Source organism: Paraburkholderia sp. (genome assembly GCF_034668105.1).
Taxonomy (GTDB): domain Bacteria; phylum Pseudomonadota; class Gammaproteobacteria; order Burkholderiales; family Burkholderiaceae; genus Paraburkholderia.
Map to the genome: position 1 here is coordinate 1 of NZ_JAXDPY010000151.1, position 7920 is coordinate 7920.

Annotated in this window: 7 protein-coding genes; 1 reads left to right on the forward strand and 6 read right to left on the reverse strand. The window is 59.2% G+C overall.

Annotated elements, in window-relative coordinates; all coding sequences use genetic code 11:
• The first annotated feature begins 468 nt into the window (after nt 1-468).
• On the forward strand, nt 469-1377 hold the full coding sequence (locus QOC89_RS06855) for a LysR family transcriptional regulator (protein ID WP_323044334.1): 909 nt from the start codon (nt 469-471) through the stop codon (nt 1375-1377).
• Between the two features lie 53 nt (nt 1378-1430).
• Here the strand turns inward: QOC89_RS06855 and QOC89_RS06860 are convergent, their stop codons facing one another.
• The 6 genes from QOC89_RS06860 to QOC89_RS06885 all read right to left on the reverse strand — a co-directional run bounded on the left by QOC89_RS06860 (nt 1431) and on the right by QOC89_RS06885 (nt 7911).
• Nucleotides 1431-2903: an alginate export family protein gene (locus QOC89_RS06860; RefSeq protein WP_323044335.1), complete on the reverse strand. Its 1473-nt coding sequence runs from the start codon at nt 2901-2903 to the stop codon at nt 1431-1433.
• The gene (locus tag QOC89_RS06865; protein ID WP_323044336.1) at nt 2900-3838 is read right to left on the reverse strand and encodes a glyoxalase; all 939 of its coding nucleotides are present in this window, start codon (nt 3836-3838) and stop codon (nt 2900-2902) included. The genes QOC89_RS06860 and QOC89_RS06865 overlap by 4 nt, the downstream gene beginning before the upstream one ends.
• A gap of 151 nt (nt 3839-3989) precedes the next feature.
• Nucleotides 3990-4631: a phosphohydrolase gene (locus QOC89_RS06870; protein WP_323044337.1), complete on the reverse strand. Its 642-nt coding sequence runs from the start codon at nt 4629-4631 to the stop codon at nt 3990-3992.
• Between the two features lie 140 nt (nt 4632-4771).
• Complete coding sequence (locus QOC89_RS06875; protein ID WP_323044338.1) at nt 4772-5236, reverse strand: DoxX family protein; 465 nt, start codon at nt 5234-5236, stop codon at nt 4772-4774.
• A gap of 89 nt (nt 5237-5325) precedes the next feature.
• Entirely contained in the window at nt 5326-7203 is a 1878-nt protein-coding gene (locus tag QOC89_RS06880; protein WP_323044339.1) for an amidohydrolase, read from the reverse strand.
• Between the two features lie 72 nt (nt 7204-7275).
• Nucleotides 7276-7911 (reverse strand): hydrolase, encoded by a 636-nt coding sequence (locus QOC89_RS06885; RefSeq protein ID WP_323044340.1) that lies wholly within the window; start codon nt 7909-7911, stop codon nt 7276-7278.
• Nucleotides 7912-7920: the final 9 nt, after the last annotated feature.

A 7920-nucleotide genomic window follows, 5' to 3' on the forward strand; every position in this document is an offset into this window, starting at 1 on the left:
CGCGACGATGTGCCATAGTGTTGTGAACTGACCGGTTCCTAATTTCAGACGACAGAACTCACTGGGACGTTCGGTTTCCCAATGTTATTGAAACGAGGCTTTAAAGTCCTAAGCTGCACCTTAAACATCCTTGAATTAACTTAGTTACTGCCTCTTGACGTTGCGCTGGAACTGGCCCGGTTGAGACCATCGTCTTCGTCGGATTTTGATCATATGATTGAAGGCGATCGAGACATGATGTGGGAGCATCGCGCGGCAGCCCTTTCGAAGTCGTACGTTGCGCCTCGCTGAATGCCCCTGCAATGACCTGAAAAGTTATGAAGTTCCGACCTCTGCCATTGCGCGCCATTCCGCATGCATTCAAAGTGACAAGCTGATGCGTTGATGCGTGACATCGTGCTGCCGATAAGCGCTTTTGGGTGAGTCAGACATCGACTCTGATGGAATCGATCTAAAAGGAAACCAGTGATGAAGTTGTCATTTGAGGTGCTCGAGGCGCTTGATGCCATCGACCGGACCGGTACGTTTACCGAGGCCGCCGAACTGCTGCACCGTGTTCCTTCGTCGCTTACCTATCTGGTTCAGAAGCTGGAGAGCGACCTCGACGTGGAGTTGTTTGACCGCAGCGGCCGGCGCGTCAAGCTCACTCACACCGGGCGGGTCGTTGTTGAAGAAGGGCGACGTTTGCTGTTCGCGGGTGAACAGCTCGAACGCAAAGCCAAACGGGTACAGGACGGCTGGGAGGCAGAACTTCGGATCTGCCTGGACGAGATCCTGCCATTCGAGGCGATGTGGCCATACGTCCACGATTTCTACGGCCTCGACATGGATACGCACCTGCGCTTCTCACGCGAAGTGCTTGGCGGAACGTGGGACGCATTGATTACGCGACGCGCGGACCTTGTGATTGGCGCCGCGGGCGAGCCCCCGCAACTGCCTCATCTGGTGGCGCGTCCAATTGGTTCGTTGCGCCATATCTTCGCCGTTGCTCCCAGCCATCCGCTCGCCGCGTTGCCCGAACCTGTTTCGATGGACATCGTGATGCAATATCGCGGCGCCGTGATTAGTGATACCTCGCGCGAACTGGCGCCCAGAACGGTGGCATCTGGCGCGAACCAGCCGTGCATTGCCGTGCCGACTCTTGCGGCGAAGCTGGAGGCGCAGTGCGAGGGATTGGCGGCAGGAACACTTCCGGAGTGTATTGCAGCACGAGCAATCGAAGAGGGAAGGCTGGTACCGAAACGAGTGAACGGCATGCGCGAGGTCACCTATTGCTACCTGGCGTGGCGAGACGACGAGAGCGGCCGGGCGCTGCAATGGTGGGTCGAGCAACTGGACCTTCCCGACCTCATCGACCGTTTCATTTCCTATATCTGATCCATGCGCGGATCGAAGCGTCAATCCACTCGCTAATCCACGCAGCCGAAGCATTACCAGCCATACTTCAGCTCAACGCCGATGTAATCGGCGTTGCTCCCACCCGCGTTGCGAATCGAATCGCCCACCTGGAAATGCACGGCCTCGACCGCGCCAATCAGGTTGGCCGCGATGGTCCAGTCGGCTCTGAGCTGAACGTACATTCCCGTCCAAAGCGTGCCTTTTCCAGCGGTGCCGGGAACGACCGCATTGCCCTGCGCATAGACCGCGTCGCCGGTGGTCTCGCGCCATTGAAAGCCAAGCGCAGCCAGCAATGAAAGCCGGTTCGACGGCTTCAGCGTGATCGAGGGTTTGATGTGAATCAGGTTGGCGTAGCCCGTGTAGCCGGCCAACGTGAAATAGTAGCCGTTCGGAAATAGCGGGTTGAATGTCTCCACACGGCCGTCTCCCGGATGTCTATCGCCCGAAGCGGCATCGACCTGAATGCCGATGCGGGGCGTCCACGGCGCGTCCAGCGTATAACCCGCGAGCGACCCCACTGCCCATGCACCGATGGTGCTGTCGCCGACGTGCCCCGTTTGCAGCATGGACTCCACGTCCCAATCCGCGCGTCCCACCTTGCCTGTGTAACGCAAATCGAACACGTCCCGATGTTCGTCGCCTACTGCGTCGAGGAACCGGGCGTTGCTCCGGTTGTAGCGCGAATAGTAACCGGAGAGGTCACCGGGCCCGACTCCCTGACGCTCGAAGCGAACGCCACTGAATGTCAGGTTCCTGTTGGACACGTCGTCGAAAGCGGTCACATCGCGATTCTGCACGGGCTGCGTCGCGTAACCGATGAAGCGCCATTTCGCGTATTCGTAGTCCGCCCAGATACCGTCGTAGGTTTGGCGGACATTAGGACCGTCGCGTACTGAGATGAAGCGCTGCAAATCGAACGCCATCTCCTGGCGCCCGATCCGAAACTTGACGGTCCCTCCGCCGAGCGGGCTCACCCACGCCACAAACGCCTGCTCGAGATCGAGCGGGTTTTTGTCGACGGGAGTGACCGCGTCTTTACCGAAAGCGCGGGCGTCTTCGAGTTGCACAAAAAACTGAAGATGCTCCCCGATACGAGCATCGGCGCTGACCTGTGCCCGCTGTATGAGGTAGGTGTCCGAACGGCCCGAGCCGATGCCGAAGAGCGGCGCATCGTTGACTTCGAGACGCTCGCGCAGGTTCGCTCCCAACGAGAGATACGAATTCGGGTCACCGCCGAGCGGGATGTATTTCAGCCCATCGAGCGGCGCACGCGGGACACACGGATTCGCGAGTACCGACCAGTTCTCCTGCCAGCGATTGAACATCACCGAAGGCCGTTGCGCCGTGCACGTGGTTGCTTGCGCATTCGCGGCGGCGGGTGCGGTCGGCTCGTCGGTGTCGGCACGCGCTGCATCGGCAACGCCGAAGGCCATTCCCGCTGCGGCGAGATACAAGGCCGCAGCCGTATTGGCGTACGCAAGCGGCCTCGACCGAACACTCGTCATTGTGCCGCCACGTCGTGGATCTCGGCGACGTAGCCGCCGGGGAACTCGACGACTGCGGTTTTGCCGCTGTCCGTCTGGTACGGCTGAAACAGCACCTTCACGCCATTTGCTTGCGCTTTGTCGAGGGCGGCGGCAAGGTCTTGAACCTGATAACCCGTCGTTTCACGGCCGAACGGGTAAGGAAGCTTCCCGTCCGTGGCGAACACCACCATCCGCCCGAAGCCCGATTCGATACGAATACGACGCACTGTCTCACCCGGCCGGCCGATCGTCCCGGCATCGGCGTGACGGTTATCGGAGACGACCTTCCCATGTGAGAAGCGAACGAAGCTGCGGACAAATTTCTCCACCGCACCCTTCGAGACGTATACGCGGTTGTCCGGCACGCTTTCGAGAGGCGCATACGACGGCGCCTTCGTATGCCAGTACAACTGCATGTTGACGCCGCCCGGCCATTGAATCAGCGCGTCTTTCCCAATCGGGTCGTCGAAGGTTTCCACCATGACGTCGGCACCTGCCGCCCGCGCTGCGCGCACGGCCTTATCCATATCCGTCACCAGGTAGCCCGTGCGTTCCGCACCAAAAGGATAGGGAATCGGCGTCTGGAACGCGAACACCGACAACATGCCAACCGGCGTTTGCACGTATTGCGAGGCGGTCTTACTCGGGGTCGGTGTCACCGTAAAGACGGCCCGCGGCGATGCCTTGCCGCCGAACGTGCCGATGAAGCTGTTGACGAAGGCGTCGATGTCGTCGTTCGGAACGTACACGTGCGTGGTGTCGTATTGCGGACCGACAGAGACGACCGGCGTCGTTGACGTTCCTGTCGGGTAATCCGCCTCTGCGTTAGCCGTCGACGGAGCGAAGCTGCTCAACGCTAGCGCGCACGCGATGCCTGCCGAGATGAACAGGCGGGAGGGTGACTGGTGTGCCATGAAGAACTCCTGACCTACGTTAGTGACGTGATGTGCGGGCGGATCGTCCGGCCACTTGCATTTAAAAAGTTATCTGATTGAACCTGGCGCCGGCGGACAGTTCATTGGCTACCTCTTGCAACGCCAGAATGATGGACATTCACAATCGACTTCAATCGGCCCAGTCGGAGCCGAGAATCAGTCCGCAATAGTTGATGCGTTTGTAGTTCGGGTCGCAGCGGTCGAGTACGTCCGCATTGACAGTCCCGAAGGTCGTTTCCGGCCGCCACCACATACCCTCGGCAAACGCTTCGATGACGAGGGATTTGAAGCCACGTTCGCGCGGAAACGCGAGTAGTACCTCGCGTCGCTGGCTTTCCGTTATTTCGTCCAAGTGCAATGCCATGAGGTCAGTCTCCACGCCGGCACTCAATAGTCCGACGAGTGCGCAGGGATGGTCGCTGATGCCGAAGGTCGTATGCAGTGCAACTGCGTTCCATACTTCAATGATCTCTCGCTCGGGAATGCCGTAGTAGAGCAGGAAGTGCCTTGCGGCGTTGGCACTGTCCACTTCAAAACGCCGCTTCGAATCGCGGAACCGCGCTGCCAGTCCGAAGTTCTGAAAAGTAGCAGCGACGTGAAGCAACTCCGGGTCGAACGTCGCGTCTCTGCGCGCGCCAAGCAACGACGCAAACAGAAAAACACGCGACGAATGTCGAAACAGGATATCCGGCGCATTGCCGCGCCCCGCTATCGTGGCTGCGCGCGCCATTGGGGTGTCCGGGATTGCTATTCCTGCAATCGTCACCGTCATAGCCCCTCTCCTTGGCCGTAATCTCCGACTTTTTGAACTCGCTAAAGGGCGCTCCTATAACCCGGTACGCACGCACCATCCACCTTTAGCCGCCACATTCTTCTTCATCGTTTCCGCTGGGCCACAGCGCGCGCGCATTGTTAGATCTCGCGACGGCCGGATTCGGAACGTCTATCGCCGGTCCCACCGGCGGGTCGTTGCCATTTTCCCCATCTACTCACTCGATATTGGCCCGGACCCGCAATCGCTATGGTTCCGAACAGAATCAAAAGCATCCACGCAAACTGACCTTGAGCCAAAGTCCAGTCGCGGTGCACAAAAACAAGCGCGATGACTGTGACGAACAGAATCGGCAACGCGGCGAGGCGCGTCGCAATTCCCAGAATGATTAGTGGTGGACATATCACCTCGGCGAAAATCGCAAAGGATATGGACAAGGTCTTGCCGAAGTGAAAGGGATCTTCAATTGCAGCGGCCTCACTCGAGTAGTGCAGAACCTTCGGCAGGCCGTGGACGGCTAGCAGGAGAATACTTGCCGCAATCCTGAGATACAACAGTCCCATATCGACCAGAAACACCTTTGTGTCAGCTTTTTCAGCCTGCATATGCGGCCCGGATTGAAAAGGATTTCGCTTTGTGCGCCCGGCATTTCTGGCGGGCGCACTTCGGTTGGGAACCCTGGACTGTCGGAATGTCAGAACGCGAAGCAACTACAGCCGAGCGCTCCCCAGAAGGCGTTACTGTCGCCAACCGGAACATTGCTGCGCCATGCCCACGCGTGCCCGTGCGCATGGATTCCGCAAAGCTTCACGCAACCGTCGACACAGGCCTGGCTATTGATCGCAGCGGGTTTGTACCGGCTGTAACCACCGAACTCGGCAACGGGCGACCATGAAGGACTTACCGGTAATGGCGCAGGAGCGAGATCGGCAAAATCCTCGTCTGCGTGCACGACCTTGCCACCCACTACCGTCAGCACCGACGTCAGATACTTGATCCGCAGTTCGTCACAGGTGAAGTAATCATCTGTCAGTACGGCGAAGTCAGCGAACTGACCCGGGATCAGTGCGCCCTTGCGGTCGTCTTCGCCCGAGAACCAACTGCTGCCCACCGTGTAGCGGCGCAGCGCCTCCATGCGATCGAGCCGGTTGTCGGCGCCGTACAACTGAGTGCCTCCCACGGTTCTGCCGGACACCAGCCAGTACAACGACACGAACGGATTAAAACTCGCGACACGGGTTGCGTCAGTGCCCGCACCCACTGGAAGACCCGCTGCCAGCATTTTCTGAATGGGTGGGGTTCGAGCAGCCGCCTCCGCACCATAGCGATTGATGAAGTACTCACCCTGGTACGCCATCCGATGCTGTACGGCAATCCCGCCACCGAGCGCTGCGATCCGGTCGATGTTCCGTTGAGTGATCGTCTCGCAATGGTCGAAGAACCAGCGCAGGCCTGCAAACGGCACGTCCTGGTTGACACGCTCGAATACGTTCAGGAAGCGGTCGATGGACTCGTCATAGGTCGCGTGAAGCCGGAACGGCCAGCGGTTTTGCACGAGTAATTTCACGACCGCTTCCAGTTCTTCTTCCATCGATGCCGGAAGGTCCGGGCGCGGCTCCAGAAAGTCTTCGAAGTCCGCGGCCGAAAAAACCAGCATCTCTCCGGCGCCGTTCATTCTGAGGAAGTCATCGCCTTCGCCGGGTCTGGTCATCTTCACCCAGCTCGCGAAGTCGTCGATTTCCTTTTTCGCGTTCTGAGTAAAGAGGTTGTAGGCGATGCGCAGGGTGAGCTCGCCACGTTTGGCGAGGTCCATGATCACGGCATAGTCGTCAGGGTAGGCCTGGTAGCCGCCGCCGGCATCGATCGCGCTCGTCACGCCGAGACGATTCAGCTCCTTCATGAAGTGACGGGTCGAATTTGTCTGGTCCGCAAGAGGCAGCTTCGGGCCTTTTGCAAGCGTGGCATACAAGAGGCCCGCGTTCGGCCTCGCGATGAGCATGCCTGTCGGGTTACCCTGCTTGTCGCGCTGAATTTCACCGCCTGGAGGATTGGGCGTGTCCTTCGTATAGCCCACGGCACGCAGCGCCGCGCCGTTCAGGATGGCGCTGTCATAGAGGTGAAGGATGAATACCGGCGTCTCCGGCGCAATCGCATTGACTTCCTCGAGCGTCGGACCGCGGCGCTCGGCGAACTGAAGTTCGTTCCAGCCGCCGACCACGCGGACCCATTGCGGAGCCGGGGTCTTCGCGACCTGGCGGCGCAACATCGCTAGCGCGTCTGACAGCGAGGGAACACCGTCCCAGCGCAGTTCAAGATTAAAGTTGAGGCCACCACGAATCACATGGAGGTGTGAATCGTTGAGTCCCGGAATGACGGTGCGACCGTTCAGGTCGACTTTCTTCGTCGCTGAATGGGCGCGCTGCATCACGGCTGCGTCATTGCCCGTCGCGAGAATTTTGCCGTCTTTCACTGCAAGCGCCGTGACGAAAGAACGTCGGTCATCCTGGGTCGCAATCTTGCCATTGAAGAAAACGGCGTCCGCGTAAACGGCGGCATCGTTCGGTACTGTCATGTCACCCTCGTACGATAAGGCCCGGCGCACAATACGCCGGACCGATGCACTCGCTAATGCGGCTTAGGCGACTTAGCCCGCCTCGCTCGCGTGTGCGCCGAGGATCTGCTGCGCATAGCGCACGCCGATACCGTAGGCGCTATGCGCCTTGAAGATGTCCATGCAACCGTTGTACGTCTCGCTGCGTGCCCAGTCACGCTGCAGTTCGCACATGAACTGCAGCGATGTCATCGGCACAGCTCCGGCCTGGATGATGCGTTGGACTGCACGCTCGTGGGCTTCTTCCGTGATGTCGCCGCAGGCGTCGGTCGGCACGTAGATCTCATAGCCTTCCGCGAGCATCTGAACGCTCGGAAACGCGACGCACACTTCTGTCCACAGACCGGCAATGACGATTTTTTTCTTACCCGTGGCTTCGATTGCTTTACGGAAAGCGGTGTCTTCCCAAGAGTTCATCGATGTGCGGTCAATCGGCTTCAGCTCGGGAAATACGGATTGCACCTCCGAAACGAGATGGCCGCTGAATGTGTCGGCGGCAATCGTCGTGAGGATGGTCGGCACTTTAAAAAGCTTCGCGGCCTTGGCCAGAATCTGGACGTTGTGCATCACGCCCGTGCGCTCGTGCGAATGGGTGCCGAAAAACATCTGTGGCTGATGGTCGATCAACGCGAGAGCACAGGAATCGGGGGTAAGCAGTTCATGCGCCATGGAAGGCTC

What these genes read in the sequence shown, in the direction of transcription:
- QOC89_RS06855 (WP_323044334.1), top strand. Translation starts at nt 469, where the DNA reads ATGAAGTTGTCATTTGAGGTGCTCGAGGCGCTTGATGCCATCGACCGG.
- QOC89_RS06860 (WP_323044335.1), bottom strand. Translation starts at nt 2,903, where the DNA reads ATGACGAGTGTTCGGTCGAGGCCGCTTGCGTACGCCAATACGGCTGCG.
- QOC89_RS06865 (WP_323044336.1), bottom strand. Translation starts at nt 3,838, where the DNA reads ATGGCACACCAGTCACCCTCCCGCCTGTTCATCTCGGCAGGCATCGCG.
- QOC89_RS06870 (WP_323044337.1), bottom strand. Translation starts at nt 4,631, where the DNA reads ATGACGGTGACGATTGCAGGAATAGCAATCCCGGACACCCCAATGGCG.
- QOC89_RS06875 (WP_323044338.1), bottom strand. Translation starts at nt 5,236, where the DNA reads ATGCAGGCTGAAAAAGCTGACACAAAGGTGTTTCTGGTCGATATGGGA.
- QOC89_RS06880 (WP_323044339.1), bottom strand. Translation starts at nt 7,203, where the DNA reads ATGACAGTACCGAACGATGCCGCCGTTTACGCGGACGCCGTTTTCTTC.
- QOC89_RS06885 (WP_323044340.1), bottom strand. Translation starts at nt 7,911, where the DNA reads ATGGCGCATGAACTGCTTACCCCCGATTCCTGTGCTCTCGCGTTGATC.